Annotated in this window: 20 protein-coding genes; 9 read left to right on the top strand and 11 right to left on the bottom strand. The window is 68.8% G+C overall.

Going from position 1 to position 23,361, the window contains the following annotated elements:
* Positions 1–5: 5 nt before the first annotated feature.
* Positions 6–2,990, bottom strand: a complete 2,985-nt coding sequence (locus EV648_RS35560) for a bifunctional [glutamine synthetase] adenylyltransferase/[glutamine synthetase]-adenylyl-L-tyrosine phosphorylase (RefSeq protein WP_132299670.1) — start codon at positions 2,988–2,990, stop codon at positions 6–8.
* Positions 2,991–3,240: 250 nt separating this feature from the next.
* Between EV648_RS35560 and EV648_RS35555 the strand changes: the two genes are divergently transcribed.
* On the top strand, positions 3,241–3,696 hold the full coding sequence (locus tag EV648_RS35555) for a hypothetical protein (RefSeq protein WP_241995927.1): 456 nt from the start codon (positions 3,241–3,243) through the stop codon (positions 3,694–3,696).
* Between the two features lie 175 nt (positions 3,697–3,871).
* Here the strand turns inward: EV648_RS35555 and EV648_RS35550 are convergent, their stop codons facing one another.
* The 3 genes from EV648_RS35550 to glnA all read right to left on the bottom strand — a co-directional run bounded on the left by EV648_RS35550 (position 3,872) and on the right by glnA (position 10,098).
* The gene (locus EV648_RS35550) at positions 3,872–7,534 is read right to left on the bottom strand and encodes a PQQ-binding-like beta-propeller repeat protein (RefSeq protein WP_132299666.1); all 3,663 of its coding nucleotides are present in this window, start codon (positions 7,532–7,534) and stop codon (positions 3,872–3,874) included.
* Positions 7,531–8,646, bottom strand: a complete 1,116-nt coding sequence (locus EV648_RS35545) for a HupE/UreJ family protein (protein WP_132299664.1) — start codon at positions 8,644–8,646, stop codon at positions 7,531–7,533. Before EV648_RS35545 ends, EV648_RS35550 begins: the two co-directional genes overlap by 4 nt.
* Before the next feature lie 111 nt (positions 8,647–8,757).
* The gene (gene glnA, locus EV648_RS35540) at positions 8,758–10,098 is read right to left on the bottom strand and encodes a type I glutamate--ammonia ligase (RefSeq protein ID WP_132299662.1); all 1,341 of its coding nucleotides are present in this window, start codon (positions 10,096–10,098) and stop codon (positions 8,758–8,760) included.
* A 134-nt stretch (positions 10,099–10,232) separates the two neighbouring features.
* Here glnA and EV648_RS35535 point away from each other — a divergent pair, with 134 nt between their 5' ends.
* Entirely contained in the window at positions 10,233–10,661 is a 429-nt protein-coding gene (locus EV648_RS35535) for a thiol-disulfide oxidoreductase DCC family protein (RefSeq protein ID WP_241995926.1), read from the top strand.
* 10 nt (positions 10,662–10,671) lie between these two features.
* Positions 10,672–11,076 (top strand): hypothetical protein, encoded by a 405-nt coding sequence (locus EV648_RS35530; protein WP_132187721.1) that lies wholly within the window; start codon positions 10,672–10,674, stop codon positions 11,074–11,076.
* Here the strand turns inward: EV648_RS35530 and EV648_RS35525 are convergent.
* Entirely contained in the window at positions 11,002–11,997 is a 996-nt protein-coding gene (locus EV648_RS35525) for an HTTM domain-containing protein (protein WP_132299660.1), read from the bottom strand. The two genes, EV648_RS35530 and EV648_RS35525, sit on opposite strands and share 75 nt — an antisense overlap.
* Positions 11,994–12,527, bottom strand: coding sequence for a hypothetical protein (locus tag EV648_RS35520; protein WP_241995925.1), 534 nt, complete (start codon positions 12,525–12,527; stop codon positions 11,994–11,996). Before EV648_RS35520 ends, EV648_RS35525 begins: the two co-directional genes overlap by 4 nt.
* An 86-nt stretch (positions 12,528–12,613) precedes the next feature.
* Here EV648_RS35520 and EV648_RS35515 point away from each other — a divergent pair, with 86 nt between their 5' ends.
* Positions 12,614–12,976 carry a nuclear transport factor 2 family protein gene (locus EV648_RS35515; protein ID WP_132299658.1) on the top strand — a complete coding sequence of 121 codons (363 nt, stop codon included), beginning with the start codon at positions 12,614–12,616 and terminating at the stop codon, positions 12,974–12,976.
* Positions 12,977–13,083: 107 nt separating this feature from the next.
* Here EV648_RS35515 and EV648_RS35510 read toward each other — a convergent pair whose 3' ends face one another.
* Positions 13,084–13,599, bottom strand: a complete 516-nt coding sequence (locus EV648_RS35510; RefSeq protein ID WP_241995924.1) for a DUF418 domain-containing protein — start codon at positions 13,597–13,599, stop codon at positions 13,084–13,086.
* Between the two features lie 144 nt (positions 13,600–13,743).
* Between EV648_RS35510 and EV648_RS35505 the strand changes: the two genes are divergently transcribed.
* Together EV648_RS35505 and panB are read left to right on the top strand one after the other, a co-directional pair.
* Complete coding sequence (locus EV648_RS35505) at positions 13,744–15,516, top strand: NAD+ synthase (protein WP_132299656.1); 1,773 nt, start codon at positions 13,744–13,746, stop codon at positions 15,514–15,516.
* Positions 15,517–15,707: 191 nt separating this feature from the next.
* On the top strand, positions 15,708–18,374 hold the full coding sequence (gene panB / locus EV648_RS45375) for a 3-methyl-2-oxobutanoate hydroxymethyltransferase (RefSeq protein WP_241995923.1): 2,667 nt from the start codon (positions 15,708–15,710) through the stop codon (positions 18,372–18,374).
* A 27-nt stretch (positions 18,375–18,401) separates the two neighbouring features.
* On the opposite strand, the gene EV648_RS35495 is transcribed toward panB, so the two are convergent.
* Positions 18,402–19,304, bottom strand: a complete 903-nt coding sequence (locus EV648_RS35495) for an aldo/keto reductase (RefSeq protein WP_132299654.1) — start codon at positions 19,302–19,304, stop codon at positions 18,402–18,404.
* Between the two features lie 103 nt (positions 19,305–19,407).
* Here EV648_RS35495 and EV648_RS35490 point away from each other — a divergent pair, with 103 nt between their 5' ends.
* Positions 19,408–19,905 carry an NUDIX hydrolase gene (locus EV648_RS35490; RefSeq protein ID WP_132299652.1) on the top strand — a complete coding sequence of 166 codons (498 nt, stop codon included), beginning with the start codon at positions 19,408–19,410 and terminating at the stop codon, positions 19,903–19,905.
* Here EV648_RS35490 and EV648_RS43490 read toward each other — a convergent pair whose 3' ends face one another.
* Together EV648_RS43490 and EV648_RS35485 are read right to left on the bottom strand one after the other, a co-directional pair.
* Positions 19,906–20,073 (bottom strand): hypothetical protein, encoded by a 168-nt coding sequence (locus EV648_RS43490; protein WP_199234997.1) that lies wholly within the window; start codon positions 20,071–20,073, stop codon positions 19,906–19,908.
* Between the two features lie 72 nt (positions 20,074–20,145).
* On the bottom strand, positions 20,146–20,883 hold the full coding sequence (locus EV648_RS35485) for a helical backbone metal receptor (protein WP_132299752.1): 738 nt from the start codon (positions 20,881–20,883) through the stop codon (positions 20,146–20,148).
* 394 nt (positions 20,884–21,277) lie between these two features.
* On the opposite strand from EV648_RS35485, the gene EV648_RS35480 reads away from it, so the two are divergent.
* Entirely contained in the window at positions 21,278–21,829 is a 552-nt protein-coding gene (locus EV648_RS35480) for a histone H1-like repetitive region-containing protein (RefSeq protein ID WP_132299650.1), read from the top strand.
* A gap of 74 nt (positions 21,830–21,903) precedes the next feature.
* Here the strand turns inward: EV648_RS35480 and EV648_RS35475 are convergent, their stop codons facing one another.
* Positions 21,904–22,092 carry a hypothetical protein gene (locus EV648_RS35475; RefSeq protein ID WP_132299648.1) on the bottom strand — a complete coding sequence of 63 codons (189 nt, stop codon included), beginning with the start codon at positions 22,090–22,092 and terminating at the stop codon, positions 21,904–21,906.
* Between the two features lie 54 nt (positions 22,093–22,146).
* Here EV648_RS35475 and map point away from each other — a divergent pair, with 54 nt between their 5' ends.
* Positions 22,147–22,995 carry a type I methionyl aminopeptidase gene (map, locus tag EV648_RS35470; protein WP_132299646.1) on the top strand — a complete coding sequence of 283 codons (849 nt, stop codon included), beginning with the start codon at positions 22,147–22,149 and terminating at the stop codon, positions 22,993–22,995.
* Positions 22,996–23,361 lie beyond the last annotated feature (366 nt).

Raw genomic sequence — 23,361 nt, 5'->3', positions numbered from 1 at the left:
GGGCCTCAATCACCCCAGAACAAGCGGTCCACGACATTCCGCGCCTGGCGGGTTCGGCGGAGGTAGTCGTCGGTGAAGCGGCTGGTTTCGCCTGCGTTGTAGCCGCAGATCTGGGCTACGGCGGCTAGGTCTCGGGGGTCTCTTGGGAGGGAGTCGCTGGGGCGGGCTCGGACAAGCATGATGGCGTTGCGGATGCGGGTTGCCATTTCCCAGGCGCGGCTGAGGATGTCGGCGTCCGGCGGCTCGACCAGGCCTACGTCGACGGCTGCTCGCAGGGCGCCGAGGGTTCTGGTGGTGCGGAGGCCTTCCACTCGGTGGGCCTCGCGCAGCTGGAGTAGTTGTACGGTCCACTCGATGTCGGCGAGGCCGCCGCGGCCGAGTTTCGTGTGGGTCGCGGGGTCGGCGCCGCGCGGTAGCCGTTCGGCATCCACGCGGGCCTTGATCCGCTGGATCTCCATCACGTCGCGTTCGTTGACGCCGTCGGCCGGATACCTCAGCGGGTCGATCAGTGCGCGGAAGGCGTCGCACAGCTCGGGATCACCGCAGAGCGGATCCGCCCGCAGTAGAGCCTGCGCTTCCCACACGGCCGACCAGCGCGCGTAGTACGTGGCGTAGGAAGCAAGCGTGCGGACGAGCGGTCCCTGGCGGCCTTCCGGTCTGAGGTCCGCGTCCACCGCGACAGCGGGATCGGCGCCGGGCAGGGCGAGTAACCGCCGCAGCTCGGTCGCCACCTGGGTCGCGAAGTCGGTGGCCGCCTTCTCGGAGGATCCAGGCAGCGGGTCGTGCACGAACATCACGTCGGCATCGCTGCCGTAGCTCAGCTCGTGCCCGCCGAAGCGGCCCATCGCGACGATCGCCATTCGGGTCGGTTCGGGTTCGCCCTTGGACACGGTCCGCCGCGCGACCTCCAGCGCCGCGGTCAGGGTCGCCACGGAGATCGTCGTGAGCGCCTCGCCGACCTCCTCGACCTCCAGCAGCCCGGACAGATCCGCCGCCGCCACTCGGAACAGCTCGCGCCGCCGGGCGCCGCGGATCGCCGCCACCGCCGCCTCGGGCTCGTCCTTCCGCTTCCCCGCTGCGGACATCTCCGACAGCAGGGACTCCGGGTTGCGCGGGGTCAGCTCCCGCTCGTCCGCCAGCATCGCCGTCGCCTCGGGAGCGCGCTGCAGCAGGTCCACGGCGTACCGGCCGCTGGCGAGCAGGTGCGCTAACCGCTCGGCCGAGGCGCCTTCGTCGCGCAACTGCCGGAGGTACCACGGAGTCGAGCCGAGCGCGTCCGAGATGGTCCGGAAGGCGAGGAGCCCGGCGTCGGGGTCGGGCGACTCGGCGAACCAGCCGAGCATGGCCGGCAGCAACGTCCGCTGGATCGAGGAACGCCGCGACACCCCTTCGGACAGAGCCTCGATGTGGCGCAGAGCCGACGCCGGATCGGCGTACCCGAGTGCGGTGAGCCGTTGCTTGGCGGCCTCCGGTGTCAGCCGTACTTCGCCGCCGGGGATCCGCGCGACGGCTGCCAGCAGCGGCCGGTAGAACAGCTTCTCGTGCAGTCGGCGGACCTCCAGCCCGTGCTTCTTCCACGCTGCGACCAAGTCCGTGATCGGCTTCTTCGTGAAGCCCAGCGACCGCCCGAGCCTGCGCAGGTCGTCATCGTCATCGGGAACCGAGTGCGTACGCCGCAGCCGGTACAGCTGGATCCGGTGCTCCATCGACCGCAGGAACCGGTACGCGTCCGCGAGCATCGCGCCGTCGGTCCGGCCGACATACCCGTGGCTGGTCAACTGCTCCAGCGCGATCAGCGTCGTCCCGCTCCGCACCGACTCGTCGCTGCGCCCGTGCACGAGCTGCAGCAGCTGTACCGCGAACTCCACGTCGCGCAGTCCGCCCGGACCGAGCTTCAGCTGGCGGTCCATATCAGCGGCCGGGATGTGGTCGACGACCCGTCGGCGCATCGCCTGGACGTCGTCGACGAATCCCTCCCGGTCCGCGGCCGACCAGACCAGCTCGTCCGTCTTCTCGGCGTACGCGCGGCCGAGCTCGGCGTCACCCGCGATCGGCCGGGCCTTGAGCAGGGCCTGGAACTCCCACGTCTTGGCCCACCGCTGGTAGTAGGCGAGGTGGCTGTCGAGCGTCCGCACCAACGGACCAGACTTGCCCTCCGGACGCAGCGCGGCGTCGACCGGCCAGAGGGTGCCTTCCGCGGTGTGCGCCGAGCAGATCCGCATCGCCGCCGACGCCAGCTGGGTGGCTGTCTTCAGCGCGGGCGCCTCGGGCTCGCCGTCCAGTGGTTCCGCGACGAACAGCACGTCCACGTCGCTCACGTAGTTCAGCTCGCGGCCACCACACTTGCCCATGGCAACCACCGCGAGCCGGCAGTCGGCAGCTCCGGGGTGCGCCTTGAAGTAGTCGTTCCGCGCGATTTGCAACGCCGTCTCCAGCGCACCCCCGGCAAGATCAGCCAGTACTGCGGCCACCTCGTCGACAAGGAGTCCCTCGGCGAGATCGCGCGCCGCCAACCTCAGCAGCAGCCGGCGGTACTCGACCCGCAGCGCGTCCACCGGGTTCTCCGCGTCGACCGCGGTGGCGAGACACGCTGCCACGTCGTCCGGCGTCGGGCGCGAGCTCGCCAGCGCCGGATCGGCCAGGTCGTACCAGTGCCGCGGGTGTACGCCGAGGTGGCGGCCGAGCGCCTCGCTCGCTCCGAGCACGGAGATGAGCCGGCGCCGGAAGTCCGGGTCCACGTCGAGGGTGCGCGCGAACGCGGCGAGGTCGTGGCCGCTCTGGTCGAGCGCCTCGACCATCCCGAGCAGTCCGGTCAGCGCGAGGTCGGGATCCGCCGACTCCGAGAGCGAGGTGACCACCTGGTCGCCGGCCATGGGACTGCGGACGTCCAACTCGTCGAGCCGGTCCAGCATCTTCGCGGCTCGCCGCGGATCGGCGAATCCCGCCCTCGCCAGCCGCCCTTCACCCGATACTCTCCGCGCCTCCGCCACCCCGCCAGCCTAGTGGGACCGCCAGACCGCCCTCACCGCCCGTGAGTCGCCCACTCCCCTGGCCGCGGGGGGTCTCGGTCGCCGCGCGGCCGGATCTCGGAGGGGTTGCGGACAGCGCTCGGTCCGACACACGGAGTTGCTTGGCATATTCGGTCCGTAGTCGGCATGATGGCTGGTTATGGTCATGATGACGGGGTCGCTCGCTGTGCGGGGCACGGTGGTCTGGTTGACGCCCCAGCAGGGTGGGCGAGTGTCCGGGCCCCCTGAGCCGGATTACGACTACGACTACACAGCAACCGCCTACCTACCGCCGCGGACGGCCGAGGACGGACAGGCCGGGCTCGCACTGCGCCGGTTCGCGCCGGGTGCCTGGCGATCGTCCGCCGAGGGGATCCTGGTCCCCGGGCCGGGCCACCGGGCCCAGCAGGTGGTGCCGGGAGGGATCGTGGTCGTCACCGAGGGAGTCCGCCCGGTCGGCCTCTTCACGCTCGAGGAGGTGCACGCGCTCGCGCCCGACGGCACCCCAGTGATCGAGCGGCCCGCCGAGCTGGACATCACCGGGCTCACCTCGATCCGCCCGCTCGGCGCCGACGAGCTCCCGCCGTACCGGCACTCCACCGCGGCGGCCCGCTGGTCCGCCCACGAACGCACTTCCACTGCCCACGAACGCACCCCGACCGGCACCGAGCTCCACGAACCCGCCTGAGCCGCACGAACACGGCAACCTGGACTCAGCCGGACGACGCAACACCGGCTGAAACGCGCGCCAGCGCCGGCTGTAGGCAGCCGGCGCTGGACACGAGCTCGCACGTCCGGAGGATCTGAGGAGAGATCCCCCGGACGGCGAAGGGCTACACCGCGAAGACCTACCTCGCGATGGACTACTCGGCGGGGATCTGGTTCAGGACGGCGAACTTGTCCGCCGCACCGCCGTTGGAGGCGACGACGAGCTTGCGGGTGATCGTGTGGTCACCGCCGGCCGGGATCTCCAGCTTGAACTTGCTCATCGTGAAGTTGCTCTGCGAGTACCCGGTGAAGGGCCCGCTGTCCGCGCTGTAGACCAGGCCGTAGGTCTGGTTGTCCGGACCCGTGCCGGCCTGCCCGATCCAGCGGTTGGCGTTCGGCACCTGGCTGAACGGCCCGCCACTGGTGATCACCGGGAACCCGAACACCGCCGAGCGTGATCCGGCGCCGTCGTGGTCCAGCGCGTCACCGGCCCACACCGACAGGGCGGCCGCCGAGTCGTTGCTGAACGTCGTCGCCGCGGTGATGAACTGGTCGTCCGCCGTCGCCGTGTACGTCGTGACGATCTTCAGCCCGGGGTGCTCGGCCGACGTGCCGGTGACCCGGACAACCGCCTTCTCACCGGTGTTCTCGACGACCTGTACGTCGTTGGACCGGGTCTGCAGCTGCTGCCACGCGTTGCCGCCGACGGGTTCGGCGGTGCTCACGTACGGCAGGTTGATCCAGTCGAGCTGGTCCGGCTGACCGGTGATCGCCATGTCGAGCACCTTGCCGGTGGTCGACAGGGGCAACTGCGGGTCGTTGTAGACCTTGGCGATCGCCATCGCGAGGTGCTTGTTCTCGATCACGATGTCACCGGGTCCGCCTTCGACCAGGCCGCTCGGCAGCCGTTTGCCGATGCTCGCGTCGACGTTCACCGGCGAGATCTCGAGGTTGATCTCGGTCGCTCCGCCGGCGCCGACCTCGAGCTCCTTGGCGGCCGTGCCGAAGCCGAGCTGCGCCACCTGGACGGTGTACTTGCCCGGCCCCTGCGGCAGGCCGACCCGATAGTTGCCAGCGGCATCGGTCGAGGTGAACCCGATAGCCGAACCACCCTGCACCACGCTGACCGTCGTACTGGCGGCCGGTGCTCCGGTGGTCTTGTTGGTCACCTTGCCGGTCACGACCGGCCACGGCGCGACCGCCGTACCGCCCGGGGTGAAGGCGTACAGGTTGCCGTCGAGAGCACCGACGACGACCGTGTTGCCGCTGACCGCGGGACCCGCCGACACCCAGGTGCCGATGTTCTGCTGCCAGCGCGGCTGACCCGTCCCGGCGTCGAGCGCGTAGAAGCCGCCACTGTTGGCGCCCACGAACAGCGTGTTGCCGGACAGCGCCGGCGAGGTGAAGGACCCACCCCGGTACTGCGAACCCGGCAGCAACTGGTCCCAGATGACCGCGCCGGTGGTGGCGTTGAGAGCGGTCACCGCGCCGCTCGGGAAGGACATGTACACGGTGTTGCCCTTGATCGTCGCCGCGGACGGGGTCGCTCCGCTGCTGACCAGGGACGGGTGCGAGCTCGTGTAGCTCCACAGGACCGCGCCGGTGGCGCCGTCGCGGGCCACGATGGCGTTGTTCGAGCCGATGAACACTCGGCCGTCAGCCGCCGACGGGATGCCGTCCTGCCAGCCGCCGAGGGTGTCCGTGCCGGTCCACAACTTCTGGCCGGTCTTCAGGTCGTAGGCGATCACGACGCTGCCGTCCTGGTTGCCCACGTAGACGCGGCCGTCGGCGACCGCCGGCGTACCGTCGCTCATCGTGTTGCCGGCCATCGGCGAGGCCCAGATCCGCTGACCGGTCTTGGCGTCGAGCGCCAGCAGGATGCCGGCCGCCGCCTCGCCGAAACGGGTCTGGTACGGGAACAGAACCTTGCCATCGGCAACGGTCACGCCGTAGTAGCCGTAGGTGCGCTGGTTGTTGCCTTCCGGCGCCCCCTGGGGGTCGTTGCGCCACAACAGCGTGCCGGTCTTCGCGTCCAGGGCGAACAGCGTGCCCCGCAGCGTCGGCACGTAGACGACGCCGCCGGAGACCGCGATGCTGCCGTGCACCGACGACGGAACCGGGTAGCTCCACAGCTTCTTGCCGGTGACCTGCGAGACCGCGTGCACCGCGCTGTTGCCCTCACCGTTCTCGTCCCGCGTCCCGGCGTACACGACGCCGTCGACGATCGCGGGCGAACCGGTCAGGAAGGTGCCCTTGGTCCGGTACGACCAGGCCAGCCGCTGGCCCGGGCTGATGGCGTCGGCCGCGACACCCGCGTGCGACGCGTCGCCGTGGTGCTGGGACCAGTTCGCCCCGACGACCGGCTTGATCGCCTTCTCGTTGGTGAGGGTGAACTTCGACGAGGCCTTCCAGGACGCGCCGGTCTTGTCGAACACCTCTACGTCCACCGTGTGCTTGCCGATCTTCACTCCTGCCGGCAGACCGGTGTACCAGGTGAACTCACCCGTCGAGCCGAGCGGCTTCCAGGCCGAGCCGTCGACCCGGAACCGCGCCTTCACCGGCGCGTCGGTGGTGTCGTACGCGTTGACCTGGATGCCCGGGAACCTGTCCAGCGGGACCGACGTACCCGGAGCGGGACTCACGATGGTGAGGTCCTTCTCCGCGCCGTAAATCCGGAACGGGTTGTCGAAGGTCTTGTTGTTCATGTTGATGAACCGGAACCCGCGCGGCGAGTTGTCGATCGTGTACGAGCTCGACACCGTCTGGATGTGCTTCGCGGTGCCGGCGAAGTCGCTCTTCGGCTCGACGTCGTTCGAGTGCTCGTGGCCGACCAGGATCAGCTCTGCGCCGTACTGCTCCAGCACCTTGCCGAACTCGTCGTACACCGAGGGCGACCCGAACGGCACGTTCATCGGCTGGTGGGTGAGCACCACCAGGTGCTTGCCGTCCTTGACGTTCTGGGCAAGGTCGGTCTTGACCCACTCCAGCTGCTCGGCGAACGGCGCGGCGCCGTTGTTCTCCAGCACCAGGAAGTGCCGGTCGCTGTAGTCGAAGGAGTACCACTCGGGGCCGACGTGCTTACGGTAGTTGTTGATCCGCGCGGCGTAGGTGCTGCCGGCGGCGTACTCGTGGTTGCCGACGGCCGGCCAGACCGGGACCTTCGACCCCGCGGTGCTCGCCTTGTAGAACTCGAACTCCGAGTCCGTGGCGTTGTTCGTCAGGTCGCCGCTGACCTGGATGAACGCCAGGTGCTGCTTGGTCGAGTTGATCTCCTCGATCTGCTCGGGCAGCTGGGCGTTGACGTGCGGGTCGGCGACGTTGCCGAAGGTGAAGCCGCCGTCGGCCGAGGCCTTGTCCTTATGGAGGCCGAAGTTGACCTCGCGGGTGTCACCGGCGGCGAGCGAGCCGAGGTTCCGGTAGAACTTCGGCGTCATGTTGTCGTCGGTGCCGACGGAGTAGCCGGCCGGCTGGGTGACAAAGACCAGGTCGACGTCGCGCCGCTCGGTGTCGGACTGGAAGGTGTAGCGGCCCTGCAGGTCGGTGACGACGATCTGCTGACCGTCGGACACGCTGACGCCGGCCAGGCCGGTCTCGTTGTTGTCGATCCGGCCGTCGTTGTCGCGGTCTTCGAAGACCGTGCCGGAGATGGTGGCGCTGGGCGCGTCGACCGCGTCGGCGAGCGCGCCGGTCAGCGGCCCCCCGATGACGAGGGCGGTCAGCCCGGCGGTGGCGCCGTACAGCACCTTGTGCCAGGTACCGATCCGCGGTCGATCGGGGGCGGGCCTGCCGGGACGGGGCTTGCCCAAAAGGGGACTCATGCGAGGAAGAACCTTTCTACGAACCAGAAGAGGCCGAAGGCGGCGACGACCCCTGTCGCCGTACGTTGCGCCGGCACCCCGAAGCTGGTCTTCCGGACCAGCAGGAGCAACGGGAAGACCGCGACCAGCAGGAGCGCCTGGCCCGTCTCGATACCGACGTTGAAGCTGAGCAGCGAGACCACCAGGTCCGCGCTGGCATTGATTCCTTCCCCGCCCCACCACCCCGGTCTGGCCTCATCGGTGATCCGCAGCGACCCGGCGAAGCCGAGACCGTGCAGAAGACCGAAACCGAAGACCACCGGCAACCGGTGGCGGGTGGAGCCGAGCAGGTTCTCCACCGCGACGAACGCGATCGACAGCGCGATCAGCGGCTCGACGACGATGGCGGGCACGTTGATCCCGCCGACCAGGGTGGAGATCAGGGTGACGCTGTGGGCCAGGGTGAAGGTCGAGGTGACCTGCAGCAGGCTGCGGAAGCTCTTGGCGCCGATGATCAGCGCGATCACGAACAGCACGTGGTCCAGGCCGAGCAGGATGTGCTCCACGCCCATCCTGCCGAACTGCACGCTGGACGTGACCATCGAGCTGTCACCGACGCTGAAGTCGTGGTGGCTGCGGTCGAACACGGTGCGGCCGGTCCGCTCGCCGAAGTGGTACTCGACCAGGTTGGTGTGATCGTCGGCGACGGCCTCGGAGTCCTCGAAGACCTTGTACTGCAGGTGGTACGCCCCCTGCGAGCCGGCGCAGGAGAAGGTCAGCGCGAGCTCGGCGTACGCCTTCTGCGCGCGCTGCGAGACCGAGGTGCTCTGCAGCACCGGCTCGCAGGCGGCCCCGTCCAGCGAGACGACGACCCGCGGGTCCAGGTACTCCTCGAGCCGGTCCTTGGCACCCTGGAGCGCCCGCTTGCGATGGTCGTCATCGGTCGCGGGGGAGCCGAGATCGACCGCCCGGGCCAGTACGTCGTACTCCAGGCTCAGCAGGTAGTTCACCTGCTGGCCGTCCTGGGTGACCGTCGAGTAGCCCGTCGACGCGATCACGTGCGCCTGGGCGGTGCTCACCCCGAAGCCGAGCAGGAAGAACACCAGACCGCAGAACGTCATCCATCGCCGCATGGGACGACATCCCACGCGACCCGGACGACCTCTAGGTGTCCGATCAGGAAACTATTTGCCGTTATAACGCGGCAAGCAGTAACTACCTGCGACTCCGTCGCAGGGAGTCGGTCAGAGGACGGGCAGCAGCTTGTTCAGCTCGAACGGCGTCACCTGGCGGCGGTAGTCCTGCCACTCGGCGCGCTTGTTGCGGAGGAAGAAGTCGAAGACGTGCTCGCCGAGGGTCTCGGCGACCAGTTCGCTGTCCTCCATCGCCTGGATCGCCTCGGCCAGGCTGCTCGGCAGCGGCTTGATCCCGAGCGCGCGACGTTCGCGGCTGGTCAGCGACCAGACGTCGTCCTCGGCCTCGCGGGGCAGCTCGTACCCCTCCTCGATGCCCTTCAGCCCGGCTGCCAGCATCAGCGCGAACGCGAGGTACGGGTTCGCGGCCGAGTCCAGCGAGCGGAACTCCACCCGGCTCGACTGCCCCTTGTGCGGCTTGTACATCGGCACCCGGACCAGCGCGGAGCGGTTGTTATGGCCCCACGAGATGAACGAGGGCGCCTCGTCGCCGACCGCGAGCCGCTTGTAGGAGTTCACCCACTGGTTGGTGACGGCGGTGATCTCGGCGGCGTGGTGCAGCAGCCCGGCGATGAACGCGCGGCCGGTCTTGGACAGCTGGTACTGCGCGCCGCCCTCGAAGAACGCGTTCCGGTCGCCCTCGAACAGCGACATGTGGGTGTGCATCCCGGAGCCCGGCTGGTCGCTCAGCGGCTTCGGCATGAACGAGGCGTAGATGCCTTGGCTCAGCGCCACCTCCTTCACGACCACCCGGAAGGTCATGATGTTGTCGGCCGTGCTCAGCGCGTCGGCGTACCGCAGGTCGATCTCCTGCTGGCCCGGGCCGCCCTCGTGGTGGCTGAACTCGACCGAGATGCCCATCGACTCGAGCATCGTGATCGCCTCGCGGCGGAAGTCGTTGCCGATGCCCTGCGGGGTGTGGTCGAAGTACCCGGAGGAGTCGACCGGTTCGGGGTACGTGCCGGGCGCGCCGGTCAGCGACTTGAACAGGTAGAACTCGATCTCGGGGTGGGTGTAGAAGGTGAAGCCGAGGTCGGCCGCCTTCGACAGGGTCCGCTTCAGCACGTGCCGCGGGTCGGCGAAGGACGCCGAGCCGTCGGGCATGTTGATGTCGCAGAACATCCGCGCGGTGCCCATCGTCTCGCCCCGCCAGGGCAGGATCTGGAACGTCGACGGGTCCGGCTTGGCCAGCATGTCCGCCTCGGTCACCCGGGCGAAGCCCTCGATCGCGGAGCCGTCGAACCCGATCCCCTCGGCGAACGCGCCCTCCAGCTCGGCCGGCGCCACCGCGACCGACTTCAGGAACCCGAGCACGTCGGTGAACCAGAGCCGAACGAACCGTACGTCGCGCTCCTCGAGCGCGCGCAGCACGAACTCCTGCTGCTTGTCCATCGGCGAGTCCACCTCTCATGCGTCGGGAAACACTTGTCGAGCGAGCCTCACACAGTCTGCCCCGCCTCTGTTAAGCAGACGTTACGTGCTGGTGGGCGCCTCCGGCGAAACCGGCCTCGGCGTACCGTACAGCCGTGGCCCAGAGTCCGATCCAGAGTCCGATCCAGAGTCCGATCCAGACGCCGATCCTGATCTTCGACGGCGACTGCGCCTTCTGTACGACGAGCGCCCGCTGGCTGCAGGGAAAACTGGGCGGCAGCGTGCTGGTGGAGCCCTGCCAGTTCACCGACCTCGCGGCGTACGGGACCACCGCGGAGCGGGCGACGTACGAGGTGCTCTGGGTGGACCAGGCCGGGCGGATCCACGGCGGCGCGCAGGCGTTCGCGCGGTGGCTGATCCACAGCGGCGGCGCCTGGCGGGTGCTCGGCACGGTGATCACGCTCCCACCGGTGCGCTGGCCGGCGGCGGGCGTCTACCGGCTGATCGCGAACAACCGGGAGAGGATGCCCGGCGGCACGCCCGCCTGCGCCCTGCCGCATCAGACCAGTACGCCGGAGGACTAATCTTCGTCGGGTGCAGACGATCTTCCACGCCGCCCTGATCGTGGCCGGGCTCCTCTGCGCCAGTGATCTGCTGCTCAGCACGGCCCGGTTCGTCCGTTCGGTCCAGCAGAAGCGACCCGCCGAGCTGGACGTCCTCGGGCGCCGCTGGCTGCCGATCCCGGAGCTCGGTTTCGGCATGTTCGCCTTCTGCTGCCCCGGCCTGGTCACGCTCGCCCTGACCGACGCCGACGGCACCCTGCCGACGAAGCAGATCCTGCTCGCCGCGTTCGTCTTCGGGTACGCCGGTGCGGTGCTGTCCCGAGTGGTCCGTACTCCGGGCCCCGGCGGCCGCCGCTTCCGGCTACGCGCCGGCCTGCTCCTTGGCCTGCCGGCCCTCTTCGGCCTGGTCTTCGGCCTCTCCGGCGTCGCCGGCTGAGCTGCTCGAGCTGTTCGGGCTGTCTGAGCTGTTCGGCCCCCAGCGCTGCTTGAACCAGGGCACGATCCGCTCCATCGGCGCGAACGCCAGCCAGCAGACCACGGTCGGCAGGAAGTGGATCAGCAGGATCGCCGTGTTGGCGAGGTGGAACCCGATGAAGAAGAGCGCCCCGAGCAACTGCCAGCGGCCCTTGAGCCAGAGGATCACCGGGGACAGGAACTCGCCGATGATGCCGACCCACTGCATCACGTGCAGCATCCACGGGTGGTGCAGCAGCCACTCGCCCACCGGGTGCGGCCGCCGCACGATCGCCCAGGTCAGGATCGCGCTCCCGGGCCAGGCCAGCGTCCACCCGGAGCCGCGCAGCTTCGCGACAGCGGACAGGAAGTAGGTGGCGATCACCGAGATCTGGACGCACTTGATCGCCCAGCCGGCCGCCTCGGACCTGGTCTGGTCCGCGTACGGCGAGACCTCCCGGCGCCACTTCCAGTTCCGGCCCTTGGTGCGCGGGGCCACCGTCGGCAGCACCCAGAGCGCGACCACGAGCGCCAGGTGGTCGTGGTCGACCTTGCCGTCGCTCATCCCGATCAGCACCCACCAGGTGAACGCCGGGGCGACGATCCAGCCGGCCAGCCGCGGCAACCTGTTGGTGGACGCCACCAGACACGCGACGATCAGTACGACGTACAGGGTGGTCGTGTTCGCCACGGACGGTTTCGGCAGGTCGAACAGCCGGGCCAGGAACAGCGGCTGGTAGAGCCCGGGGTGCTCGCCCTTGAGCCGGGTGTCGCGGACGAAGGCATGCATGTCGAGGATGACGAACAGGTAGAGGATCGTCCGCAGCCACGCGATCCGGGCCAGCGCGATCGCCGGGGTGAACCAGTTCAGGGCTCTCTGCGTCCGGGTGGCTGCCGCGCTCATCGGCGCACCTGCCAGGTGGCGAGGACCTCGGCCTTCGGCGGGCCCTCGACCCGGCCCTTGACCAGCGTGGTGGTGTCCCGGATCAGCTCGAGCTTCACGTACTTCGGCTGGTCCGGGTGCTTGCGCGCCCACCCGTCGGCGACCGACTGGAGCAGCGACGGGTCCGCGACGATCTCCCCGGTCCGGGCCTCGATCTCGGCCCGGGCCACGCCGGCGCCCTCGATGTTCAGCGGTACGTCGACCGTGGTGCCGGCGTCGGTCTGCGCGCTGATCCGGGTGTAGGTGATCGACGCGTCGTCGGCCACCGCCCCGGCGTACTGCGACATCGGGCCGAACGGCCAGACGTCGTCGGTGGCGCGCACCGAGCCGTTGATCAGCAGCCCGATCCCGGCCAGCGCGACGAGGATCCGGACCGCCTTACCCACCCGGCCCAGGCGGAGCCGGCTGTCCGGTCCGTCCGGCCCCGAACCGTCTGGTCTGGAACCGTCTGGTCTGGAGCCGTCCTCCGTCCGCTGCTGCCCGCTCGTCACGCCGCCATTACACACCAGCCTGGTTTCATCCTCCGGCGGCGCCGTGGTGAGAATGTGGGCCGGACGCGCAGCGAAGGGACACCAGGATGCCCACCATCCAGCAGATCGCCGAGGCCTTCTCGAGCCACCGGTTCCGGGAGGTCTACGACTATCTCCACCCGCAGGTCGAGTGGGTACTGGTCGGCGCCGCCCGGCTGGAGGGACCCGACCAGGTGAAGGTCGCCTGCGAGCAGTCCCTCGAGCAACTGTCCCGCACGTCGACCCAGTTCCTTCGGTTCAAGAGCGTGATCGGGACCGACGCGGTCGCCGTCGACACCGTCGCCAAGTACGTCGACGCGAGGTGGCAGAGCTCGTTCGTCCGGTCCTGCGACGTGTACGAGTTCGTCCAGGGCTGGCTGGTCGGCATCACCTCCTACACCGCCGAGATCGAGGCCGACGACGTCCGGTAGGTGAAGCGGCGGATCAGAACCTCCAGCGGCCCCCGGCGACCGGTCCGCCGCCACGGCCAGGGTGATCGGCCCGGGCCCCGCGCTGAGCCACATCGCGATCAGCACGATCAGCGCGGCATGACCGAACCCGCCCAGCTCAGCAGGTAGAAGAACAGCGCGACCAGCAGGATCGTCCTGTCCTTCCAGCGCAACGCCCAGACGCCGAGGAACAGCAGGACGCCGTACGCGCCCAGGATGTCGCCGACGTAGAACAGCATCGCGTCGACGAAACCCAGCACGACCAAGAAAAGGGACCGCCGCCAGAGCAGCAACCTGGTCGATCGCCAGGACCGGCCGGCCTCCGTCTGCCGGGCCGCGATCCGCGCGATGCCGTACCCGAACAGGAGGCCGAACATCGGGAACGCCCGGCCGTCGACGAAGGTCGCGATCAGCCAGGTGACCACTGGATCGAGGTCCGATCCGTCCTGCGGGAAGCCGCCGAGTACGGACCTGCCCTGCAGGAAGTAGTGCGAGTTCGCCAGCGCGATGAACAGCAGCATGAACCCGCGGGCCAGATCCGGCCCCAGCGCCCGCGCCGAGACCCCCGTCGGTCCGCTCTCAGGTCCGCTCCCAGAAGAAGTCACGCCCCCACTGAAGCGGCTGTGCGGCGGTCCGGCAGCCGCACAAAGTATCGGCCGCCGCGACCTTCGTCTGTGCGCTCGCGCAGAAATGGTCAAGATCCCGCGGACTTGGTCGAAAGAGGGTCGACCGACCAGTAGGGTGCTCCCGTGCCTCAGCTTCGGGTTGCTCTCGCTCAGCTCAACGTGACGGTCGGTGACATCGATGGGAACACCGACAAGATCGTTTCCTGGACGCGCAACGCCGTCGAGCGGGGCGCCCACGTGGTCGCCTTTCCGGAGCTGGCGCTGACCGGTTATCCGGTCGAGGACCTGGCCCTGCGGCAGTCGTTCGTGACCGCCTCCCAGGTCAAGCTGCGCAAGCTCGCGGCCCGGCTGGCCGAGGAGGGTCTCGGCGAGATCGTGGTGATCTGCGGCTACCTCGACCGCGCCACCGGTACGGCGATGGGCATCGATCGGCTGGGTCGCCCGAAAGGATCCCCCACCAACTCCGCGGCCGTGATCCACCAGGGTGAGGTCGTCGCCAGCGCGGTCAAGCACCACCTGCCGAACTACGGCGTCTTCGACGAGTTCCGGCACTTCGTCCCCGGCGACACCCTGCAGGTGATCCGGGTCCACGGCGTCGACGTCGCCCTGGTGATCTGCGAGGACCTCTGGCAGGACGGCGGCCCGGTGGCGGCCACCCGCGCCGCCGGTGCGGGACTCCTGCTGGTGGTGAACAGCTCGCCGTACGAGGCGAACAAGGACGACGTCCGCGGTGAACTGGTCAGCCGCCGGGCCCGCGAGGCCGGCTGCCCGCTGGCCTACGTGAACCTGATCGGCGGCCAGGACGAACTGGTCTTCGACGGCGACTCGCTGATCGCCGATGCCGAGGGCAAGGTATTCGCCCGCGCGCCGCAGTTCGAGCAGGGCAGCATGGTGGTCGACCTCGACCTGGCCGCCCCCACCGGTACGCCGGGCGGCGAGCACGAGGGCATCCGCATCGTGCACACCGTGCTGCACGAGGACCCCCTGCCGGAGTACGAGCCGATCGCGAGCGCGCAGGCGCCGCGGCTGTCCGACGAGGCCGAGATGTACGGCGCGATCGTGACCGGGCTGCGCGACTACGTCCAGAAGAACGGGTTCAAGTCCGTGCTGCTCGGGCTGTCGGGTGGGATCGACTCCTCATTGGTGGCCGCGATCGCCTGCGACGCGATCGGCGCCGAGCACGTGTTCGGCATCTCCAACCCGAGCGTCTACTCCAGCGACCACTCCAAGGACGACGCCGCCGAACTGGCCGCGCGGACCGGGCTGAACTACCGGGTGGTGCCGATCCAGCCGATGGTGCAGCCGTTCCTCGACACGCTCGGGCTGACCGGCCTGGCCGAGGAGAACCTGCAGGCACGGGTACGCGCGGTGATCTGGATGGGGCTGTCGAACGCCGACGGCCACCTGGTGCTTGCCTGTGGCAACAAGTCTGAGCTGGCCGTCGGCTACTCCACCATCTACGGCGACGCGGTCGGCGGGTACGCGCCGCTGAAGGACGTGCCGAAGACCGTGGTCTGGCGGCTGGCCAAGTGGCGCAACGCCGACGCGAAGGAACGCGGCCAGCAGCCGCCGATCCCGGAGAACGCGATCGCCAAGCCGCCGTCGGCCGAGCTCCGCCCGGGCCAGGTCGACACCGACTCGCTGCCGCCGTACGACCTGCTCGACGACATGCTGGACGACTACGTCGAGCAGGACCGCGGTACGGCCGAGCTCGTCGCCGCCGGGTTCGACACCGAGCTCGTCAGCAAGGTGATCCAGCTGGTCGACAAAGCGGAGTACAAGCGACGGCAGTATCCTCCGGGTCCGAAGATCACCCACAAGGCCTTCGGCCGGGACCGGCGGCTGCCGATCACGAACGCTTGGCGTGAGGACGCGAGGAAGGTGAGGGAGACCTGAGCGGATCCTGGCGTAACCGCCCATTCAACGACAGTCCGTTCTTCCCGCCGGAGTCTCCGGACGCCGCGGACGACTGGGACGTGCCCGAACGCGGCATCGATGCCGACCCGACCCCGCCTCGGTCCGGTGTGAGCGAGCACTCACCTACGGGCGGTAGCGCTCACCCTCCGCAACGGTGGGACGATGAGGGCATGGTTGACATCTTCCTGTCGGCCGGTACCAACGGCGACGCCGATGACGAGATGCCGGCGCCGTACGGGACCGGACCGAAGAACCGGACAACCGAGGAGCACCACCGCTCGGAGTACGGCTATGCCGAACCGGACCGTTCCGGCGACGGCTGGCGCGACCGCTCGACGGCGCTGGACGGCCTCGACCCGTCCCCGTCGCTGCCGAACGCGCCCCGGTCCTACGAGCGTGGACCCGTGCCCCAGCAGCCGTACGTGCCGAAGCCGCCGTTCCTGCCGGGTCCGCCGCCGGAGCCGGAGTACCCGCCGGCCGGTGGCTATCAGCAGGGGTACGGCGAGCCGTCGTACGGGGAGCCGTCTGATCGCGAGCAGTACCGCGAGCCGTCGTACGACGAGTCGCCGTTCGCGCCGCGGCCGTCGTACGAGGAGCCGACGCAGGAACGTCCTTTGCAGGAACGCGCTCTGCGGGAGCGGGCTGCGCAGGAGCGCGCGGCTCAGGAACGCGCCGTCCAGGAACGCGCTGCGCAAGAACGTGCTGCCCGGGAACGTGCTGCTCAGGAACGTGCTGCTCAGGAACGGGCTGTGCAGGAGCGGGCTGCTCGTGAGCGTGCCGCGCAGGAGCGTGCTGCCCAGGACCGGGCGGCTCAGGAGCGTGCCACCCAAGAGCGGGTGTCGCAGGAACGTGCGGCTCAGGAACGTGCCGCGCAGGAGCGGTTGGCGCAGCAAGAGCAGAGTCCGTTCCGGACTCAGCCGCAGCAGAACCCGTTCGCTCCCGGCCAACCGCAGAACCGCCCGGGTGCTGCAGGTCCTGCTGGCCCAACGCCGGCGGGTGGCCCTGCGCAACCAGGTGGACAGGCTCAAGCTGGTGGTCCTGGGCAGGGACCGCGGCCGGGTGCGCCGAGTGCTTCCGGAACGAGTGCTGCCGGCAACGGCGTGACGCCACACGGTTCGAGCAACGGCTGGAGCAACGCCACCCCGGGTTCGTCGCAGTCCAACGGACTCTCGTCTTCCACTCCGCCGCCACCGCCGGTGCAGCCCGGCGCCAACCCGTCGGCGAACGGACTCGGCTCGCACGGTCTCGGCTCCAACAACCTGAGTTCCAACGGCCTGAGCTCACGCGGCCCGGGATCGAACGGGCTGACCTCCAACGGCCTGACTTCCAACGGGCCGGGTTCCAACGGCCTGAGCTCCGGGCTGGGTTCCGAGGATCTGGGCTCCGGTGGTTCCAACGGCCTGGCTTCGGGCCCCGCGTCCGGTGGACCTCAGTCGAAGGCCTCGAACGGCACCACGCCGCCCGGCCCCACGCAGCCGACCGCCGGCAACCCGGCTTCCAACGGCCGTGCGTCGAGCGCGCCTTCTTCGAGCGCGCCTTCTTCGAGCGCGCCTTCTTCGAGCGCGGCTTCAAGCGGACCAGCCAACGCACCAACCGCAGGCGGCTCTGGTTCGGACGCCCCGGCCAACCCGAACGCCCCGGCGACCGGCGGGCCCGGTGCGACCAGAACTGGACCGAGCACTCAAGATCCGACAGGCTGGACCGGGCCTGCACCAACTCCTGGTTCGACCCCACTCAGTGCCGCGGCCAGTGCGGCCAACGGCTACCCGTCGGACCCATCAGCGGAGTACGAAAGCAATGCACCTGTGAGCGCTTCACCAACTTCCAGCGAGCAGCGGCCAGCCGGGGGTCGACGTCGTGCTGGTGTGCAGCAGGACGCACCCAGCCAGGTAAGTCAGGACTTGACGGGATCGCGCCGTGCTGCCCGTCGTGCCCAGCCGTCTGCGAGTACTCCCGGCACGGTCACCAACAGCACCGGTTCGACCGGCGCCTCGGCGACCACCGGCGCGTCCGGCGGTACTCCGACGGATGCCGGCAAGCGGCCGCGCAGGTACCGGATCCATCACCTGCGCGACATGAAGAACCGCGGCGAGAAGTGGGCGATGCTCACGGCGTACGACCAGTACACCGCCGAGATCTTCGACGAGTCCGGCATCCCCGTACTGCTGGTCGGCGACTCCGCCGCGAACAACGTCTTCGGCTATGAGTCGACCCTGCGGGTCACTGTCGACGAACTGATCCCGCTCGCGCGGGCGGTCGCCGGCGCGGTCGAGCGGGCGCTGGTCGTCGCGGACCTGCCGTTCGGTTCGTACCAGGCGTCGCCCGAGCAGGCCTTCCACACGGCCGTCCGGTTCATGAAGGAGGCCGGCGTCCACGCGGTGAAACTGGAAGGCGGCCGGACCGTCGTACCGGCGGTCGAGAAGCTGACCCAGGCCGGCATCCCGGTGATGGCCCACATCGGTTTCACCCCACAGAGCGAGCACAGCATCGGCGGCTACCGCGTCCAGGGACGTGGTGACCAGGCGGCCGGGCTGATCGACGACGCGGTCGCGCTGGCCGAGGCGGGTGCGTTCTCGGTGGTACTGGAGATGGTGCCGGGCGATGTCGCCGCGGAGATCACCAAGCGCATCCCGGTCCCGACGATCGGCATCGGCGCCGGCCGCGACACGGACGCCCAGGTCCTCGTCTGGCAGGACATGGCCGGCCTCCGCTCCGGCCCGATGCCCCGCTTCGTCAAGCAGTACGCCGACCTCCGCGGCATCCTCACCACCGCAGCGACCACCTACGCCGCCGAGGTAGCCAACGGCACCTTCCCCACCGACGATCACACCTTCTGACCCCGTGGATCTAGATCGAGGACCGGCCTAGATCCAGGGAAGGGCTGAGCGCTCGGACCAGTACTCGTAGGGCTCCTCGACGAACTCTGTGAGTGGGCCGCGGTTCTCGGGTGCGAGGTTGCTTTTCAGTTGCTCGGCGGTGGTTGCGCCGCTCAGTACCACGTCGGCCCAGGGCTGGGCGGCGGCCGCACCGATGGCGAGGGAGTCCGGCGCGACGCCGTGTTGTGCCGCGAACTCGTTGAAGGGGGTCTCCCCTGCCCTCGAGGTCAGGCGTCCGTTGGCGACGGCTTCCTTGACGACGACGAACCAGCCGGCGTCGTGGACCTCGGCCAGCGCCGGACCGACCGAGGTCTCCAGCACGTTCCACGTCGCCTGAACCGCGGAGAACGGACCACCGAGCTCCAAAGCCTTTTGCAGCGTCTCCGCCTGACGCGGACCACTCGTCGACAGCCCGACCCGTACTCCGGTATCCGCCAACTTCGCGAGTCGGTCGAGCAGGCCCTTGTCGTCGAGAGCCGGGCTGTCCGTCGTAAGGCTGTGGACGAGGTAGAAGTCGGGCGGACCACCAAGCGCCTGCAGGGTCTCGGGCCACTGCCGCTCGAAGGTGGCGAGCGAGTGGTCCTTCACCTCGTGGGTGTCCGCGTCGTGCCGCCAATCGGCGACGTAGGTGTAGCCCCACTTCGAACCCACCGTCAGCTCGCTACGCCGTTCGGGAGTCAGCCACTCCCCTAGGAACTGTTCCGCCAGACCGTAGGAGCGCGCGGCGTCGAAGTACCGGACACCCGCTTTCCAGGCCTGCTCCAGCAGTTCGTGCGTCCGGCGGCGGAGGTCCTCGACCTCGCGGCGCGGCGGGAGGTCCTGATCGTGTCCGAGGTTGATGTACCCCGGTCGTCCGATTGCCGCCAGTCCCAGTCCGATCCGCGCAGTCATGCTGCGATCGTCTCACCGGCGACCAACGCGGCGACGCTCGCTCGATGTGAGACGCGCCGCACGAACACTCGAAGGTGCGAAGCGGTCGGTAGCGTTTTGAGGTGTGACTGATACCCGCCTGCCACCACCTGGCACCGTCGTCCGGCGCAAGACGGCCCGCGTCCTGCCTGTCCGCCCGGACGGCAAGGTGCTGCTGCTGCACGGCTGGGACCCGCTGCGCCCGCAGACGCCGTACTGGTTCACCATCGGCGGTGGCGTCGAGCCCGGCGAGACGGTGAAGCAGGCCGGGATCCGCGAACTGCGCGAGGAGGTCGGCATCCTGCTGCCCGCCCACCAGCTGGGCGAGCCGGTGGCGACGAACGAGATCGAGTTCGAGTGGGGCGGCTGCCCGATCATCCAGCACCAGACGTTCTTCGCCGTCGGCGTCGACGCCGTCGAGGTGAGCTTCGCCAACCAGGAACAGCTCGAGCTGGAGACGATCAGCGATCACGGCTGGTGGCACCCGGACGAGCTGGAGGCGACCGGACAGGCCGCGCACATCACCATCCCGAATCTGCTGCGGCAGGCGGTCGAGGCGATCAGGTACCGCGAGGCGTCCTGATCAGCGCTCGCGGGCCCTCTTCAGGACCTTCTTCTTGAGCTTATTGTCCACGAGGTAGTGCCGCAGATCGAGGCGCTCGGCGCAGCCGGCGTCACTGAGGCGCTTCAGGACGACCGGGCACTTCTTGCACCTCGGCTTGTCCTTGCAGCACTTCTTCTTCGCGGTCATGGACGGCACCCGGCAAGCGTAGGTGAGCCTGCCCTAACCGTCTACCTGACCTCACAACGACCGTGTCGCACCTCACTGCAGCTGTTCGATCAGCAGTGACCGAGCCTCCACCAGTGACGGTCCGTACCAGGTCAGGTGCCGTCCGGATATACACCGGCTCGGCCGCTCGAAGGCCTCCGGCCCGTCCGCGGGCGAGAACGCGTAAGGCTCGTCCGGCAACACCACCAAGTCGTACTCCGGTAAGGCGTCCGGGTCGACCTTCGGATAACGCTGCGGGGAATCCGCGAAGACATTGTCGACGCCGAGTCTTTGCAGCAGATCACCGGCGAAGGTGTCGCGTCCCAAAACCATCCACGGCCGCCGCCAGATCGGAATCACCGCCCGCCGGCGCGGTCCGCGGTACGGCGTCCGCCAAACCGCGCGGGCGTCGTCGAGCCACTGCGGGACCTCGCCGGTGATTGCCGAGAGCATTCGCTCCAGTGAGTCGAGTGATTCGCCGACGGTCGTCGGTGCGGTGACCCAGACCGCGATCCCGGCGGCGCGCAACGCGTCGAGATCGGCGTCGCGATTCTCTTCGGCGTTCGCGATGACGACATCCGGCGCGAGGTTGCGAATCAGTTCGACGTCCGGGTTCTTGGTGCCACGCACGCGCGTCACGTCGAGGTCCGCGGGATGCGTGCACCAGTCCGTCGCGCCGATCAGCAAGTGCGCGTGCGTTGCCGCGACAGCCTCTGTCAGCGACGGCACGATGCTCACGACTCGGCGCAGTGGCGACGGCAACGAGACAACCGTTTCCTGGTCGTCGTGCATGCGTTCAGCACCTCTCTTCGATCGCCTGCACAACAGCATCGCAGACCGTTCCAGCGACCGTTCGACGGTGCGTTCACCGTGCGTTCGAGGTGCGTTCGACGTGTGCTGTGAGGAGAGGTTGCCGATGACAACACTTCGCCGCGACACCGCGAAACGGCTGTTCGGCACCGTTTCTCTGCGCGTGTCGCCAACAAATCTCACAGCCCATCGGGCAAGCTCGACGCGCACCGGAAACCCTTCTCTACAAGGATTTTCGGACTTTTCGCCCGGATTGGCCGCCGGGACGCCTTAACGTGCTGACGTTTCGGGTGCTTTACGTACGCACCAACTGTTGTCATCATCATGACGACGAGGAATCCACCGTGGTTTTCCTCAGCCGCACCAAGGAGGCAGAGTGCCAGCCACAAAGGCAGCCGCAGGGAAGGCGACAGCCAAAAAGGCTTCTCCCGCCAAGAAGACTGTCGCCAAGAAGACCAGCGCCGCGACCATCGCGCGCAAGGTCACCGCAGCGAAGAAGACAGTGACGAAGAAGGTGAGTGCGGCGAAGAAGGCGGTCTCCAAGGCCCCCGCCAAGAAGACGGCCGCAAAGAAGACGACTGCGAAGAAGACCGCCGCGAAGAAGACGACGGCGAAGAAGGCCCCGGCCCGGAAGGTCGCCGCCAAGAAGGTCGTCGCGAAGAAGGCGCCGGCCAAGAAGACGACCGCGAAGAAGACCGTGGCCAAGAAGGCCCCCGCCAAGAAGACGACGGCCAAGAAGACCGTCGCCAAGAAGGCACCGACCCGCAAGGTCGCAGCGAAGAAGGCACCCGCGAAGAAGGTCGCGGCCAAGAAGGCACCCGTCCGCAAGGTGGCTGCCAAGAAGGCCCCGGCCCGCAAGACCGTCGCCAAGCGGGCGACGACCGCGCGGAAGGCCCCGGCTCGCACGGCCGCGGCGAAGAAGGCCTGATCGCGAGTTCGCACCACGACACTGAGGGGCACCACCGAATGCGGTGGTGCCCCTCAGCCGTGCTCAGGTGATGGTCAGTCGTCGTTCCACTTGGGGTCGTTGTCCCAGGCCTCGTTGCGTTCCTGGACCTTCTCCAGCGCCCGGGCCGCTTCTTCCGGCGAGCTGTAGGGACCTAGTCGCTCCGCGGCGCGGTCACCGTCGTACGGCTCGACCTTGCCGGTCTTGACGTTGTAGTACCACTCGTTGCTGTGATCGTCGGCCATAACCGCTGACCACCTCCCGGGAGTCTTGTCGCAGCTAACTAGAATGATCTCACCATGTCGCTTCTCACTCCTGGCATCATCTCGCCTCGCCGTCCGGTACCCGCGTCCATTCCCCGGCCGGACTACGTCGACAAGCCCGCGCCGACGCCGTACGACGGGTCCTATGTCACCGCGCCCGAGCTGGTGGCGAAGATGCGCGTCGCCGGCCAGCTCGCCGCGCAGGCGCTCGAGGCTGTCGGTGCCGCTGCGAAGCCCGGAGTCACCACGGATGAGCTGGACGCGATCGGCCACGACTACCTGGTCGAGCGTGGCGCCTATCCGTCGACCCTCGGCTACCGCAACTACCCGAAGTCGCTGTGCACCTCGGTGAACGAGGTGATCTGCCACGGCATCCCCGACGACCGCCCGCTCGAGGACGGCGACATCGTCAACGTGGACATCACCGCGTTCCTCGACGGCGTGCACGGCGACACCAACGCGACCTTCCTGGTCGGCGACGTCGACGAGGAGAGCCGGCTGCTGGTCGAGCGCACCCGCGAGGCGCTGAACCGCGGTATCAAGGCGGTGAAGCCCGGCCGTCAGGTCAGCATCATCGGCCGCGTGATCGAGTCGTACGCGAAGCGCTTCGGCTACGGCGTCGTCCGCGACTTCACCGGGCACGGCATCGCCACCGCGTTCCACTCCGGGCTGATCATCCCGCACTACGACGACGAGCGGTTCGACGACGTGATCGAGCCGGGCATGACGTTCACGATCGAGCCGATGCTCACCCTCGGGTCCTACGACTACGATCTCTGGGACGACGGCTGGACCGCCACCACCAAGGACCACTCGCGCACGGCCCAGTTCGAGCACACCCTGCTCGTCACCGACACCGGCGCCGAGATCCTCACCCTCCCGTGAACCCCCGGCGACCGTACTCCGCTACGCCGCCACCCACCTCCCCGGAGCACTAGCCCTCTCCACCACAGAAGGCTGGACCACCGAGTAGACCTGGTCAGCGACACCGCAGAAGCCTTCTACGCGTCGCTCGACCAGCACACGCTGTCAGGCTTCCGCCTCTACCCCTCCTGAGCCCTTAGAGGGCGAGGGCTGTGGTGACTACTTCGCGGCCGTAGGGGACTGCTGATCTGGCGTCGGCGATGGTGAAGTGGTGGGGTGGCCGGAGCGGTGGGTCAGGGAGCGGGTGATGAGGTCGGTCCAGGTGGGGAAGGTGGTGAGGGCGTGCTCGCCGGCGGCGGTCTTGGAGATTATGTTGCCGGTGGCAAG

The sequence above is a fragment of the Kribbella sp. VKM Ac-2568 genome, from assembly GCF_004345365.1.
In the GTDB taxonomy this organism is placed as follows: Bacteria; Actinomycetota; Actinomycetes; order Propionibacteriales; family Kribbellaceae; genus Kribbella; species Kribbella orskensis.
This window is presented reverse-complemented; position numbering and strand designations above follow the sequence as displayed.

Bases quoted from the DNA above. Each gene is read 5' to 3' on its own strand.
- EV648_RS35550 (WP_132299666.1), bottom strand. From the start codon at position 7,534: ATGAGTCCCCTTTTGGGCAAGCCCCGTCCCGGCAGGCCCGCCCCCGAT.
- EV648_RS43490 (WP_199234997.1), bottom strand. From the start codon at position 20,073: ATGACCGCGAAGAAGAAGTGCTGCAAGGACAAGCCGAGGTGCAAGAAG.
- map (WP_132299646.1), top strand. From the start codon at position 22,147: ATGTCGCTTCTCACTCCTGGCATCATCTCGCCTCGCCGTCCGGTACCC.
- EV648_RS35525 (WP_132299660.1), bottom strand. From the start codon at position 11,997: ATGAGCGCGGCAGCCACCCGGACGCAGAGAGCCCTGAACTGGTTCACC.
- EV648_RS35475 (WP_132299648.1), bottom strand. From the start codon at position 22,092: ATGGCCGACGATCACAGCAACGAGTGGTACTACAACGTCAAGACCGGC.
- glnA (WP_132299662.1), bottom strand. From the start codon at position 10,098: ATGGACAAGCAGCAGGAGTTCGTGCTGCGCGCGCTCGAGGAGCGCGAC.
- EV648_RS35495 (WP_132299654.1), bottom strand. From the start codon at position 19,304: ATGACTGCGCGGATCGGACTGGGACTGGCGGCAATCGGACGACCGGGG.
- EV648_RS35515 (WP_132299658.1), top strand. From the start codon at position 12,614: ATGCCCACCATCCAGCAGATCGCCGAGGCCTTCTCGAGCCACCGGTTC.
- EV648_RS35485 (WP_132299752.1), bottom strand. From the start codon at position 20,883: ATGCACGACGACCAGGAAACGGTTGTCTCGTTGCCGTCGCCACTGCGC.
- panB (WP_241995923.1), top strand. From the start codon at position 15,708: ATGGTTGACATCTTCCTGTCGGCCGGTACCAACGGCGACGCCGATGAC.
- EV648_RS35545 (WP_132299664.1), bottom strand. From the start codon at position 8,646: ATGCGGCGATGGATGACGTTCTGCGGTCTGGTGTTCTTCCTGCTCGGC.